The sequence below is a fragment of the Stenotrophomonas maltophilia genome, from assembly GCF_004920835.1.
Taxonomy (GTDB): domain Bacteria; phylum Pseudomonadota; class Gammaproteobacteria; order Xanthomonadales; family Xanthomonadaceae; genus Stenotrophomonas; species Stenotrophomonas maltophilia_AQ.
The window spans coordinates 1-394 of the sequence record NZ_QFHO01000074.1; the positions used below are offsets into that span (position 1 = coordinate 1).

General features: G+C 57.4%; 1 protein-coding gene. It reads left to right on the top strand.

Annotated elements, in window-relative coordinates:
- Positions 1 to 280 (top strand): bile acid:sodium symporter family protein (locus DI041_RS21130; protein WP_369407448.1); only part of this gene is annotated, 280 nt, incomplete at its 5' end.
- Positions 281 to 394: the final 114 nt, after the last annotated feature.

The window sequence follows — 394 nt, forward strand, 5'->3', positions numbered from 1 at the left end:
GCTGATCATGGCGGTGGTGATTCTGCATAACACGTTCGGTTTTCTGTTGGGTTATTTCACTGGCAAGGTTTTCAAGCTGCCATTGGCGCAACGCAAGTCGCTGGCGCTGGAGGTCGGTATGCAGAACTCGGGGCCGGGCGCTGCGCTGGCCAGTGCTCATTTTTCGCCGCTGGCGGCAGTGCCAAGCGCGCTGTTCAGTGTCTGGCACAATATTTCCGGGGCGTTGCTGTCGACGTATTTCAGGAAGATGCCGGAGGAAGAGAATACGTCCGCTCGTTGATGCCAGTTGACTGTCGTCCCCACGCCCCAGTGAACTGACCCCAAAAAGTTGGACGGTTGACTATCGTTCCCATGCTCCGCGTGGGAATGCAGTTCGTGACGCTCTGCGTCACAC